The sequence below is a fragment of the Vibrio sp. D173a genome, from assembly GCF_030248475.1.
On sequence record NZ_JAHGAH010001586.1, the window covers coordinates 1 to 571 of the forward strand.

2 protein-coding genes are annotated in these 571 nt (G+C 45.5%); one reads left to right on the top strand and one right to left on the bottom strand.

Annotated elements, in window-relative coordinates; translation table 11 throughout:
* Positions 1–98: heme-binding protein (locus tag KIV40_RS34930; protein ID WP_285354055.1), on the top strand; the 98-nt coding region annotated here is incomplete at its 5' end.
* Positions 99–203: 105 nt separating this feature from the next.
* On the opposite strand, the gene KIV40_RS34935 is transcribed toward KIV40_RS34930, so the two are convergent.
* The coding region (locus KIV40_RS34935; protein ID WP_285354052.1) for a cation:dicarboxylate symporter family transporter at positions 204–571 on the bottom strand (368 nt) is incomplete at its 5' end.

The following is a 571-nucleotide window of genomic DNA, read 5'->3' on the forward strand; positions in this document are numbered from 1 at the left end:
CTCAAGGTCGTGTTGTTGGGGCGATTGGTATTAGTGGATTGAGTGAAGAAGAGGATGAATCGCTTGCTCAACTGAGTATCTCTGAACTCAGCCTTTAATATTACAGCTCTCTAAATAAAAACCGATGCAATGACGCATCGGTGTTTTTGTTTTAGCCCAAGTGAGTGTTAGTCACTTACCTTTAGGTAATTCTGTTGTTCAGATTAAGCTTGTGCTTGTTGAAGATCCTTTTGTTCTTCTTTACTACCCAGAATACGGCTTGTAATTGTACCAGCTGTCATTGCACCAGATACGTTAAGCGCAGTACGAGCCATATCGATAAGTGGCTCGATAGAGATAAGCAGTGCTGCGATAGTCACAGGTAGACCCACAGAGGGCAGTACGATAAGTGCAGCGAAGGTCGCGCCACCGCCGACACCAGCGATACCAAATGAGCTAACAGTGATGATTGCGATTAACGACAGAATGAAATTGATATCCATTGGGTTGATACCCATGGTTGGAGCAACCATAACCGCTAACATAGCAGGGTAGATGCCCGCACAGCCGTTTTGGCCGATTGTCGCACCAA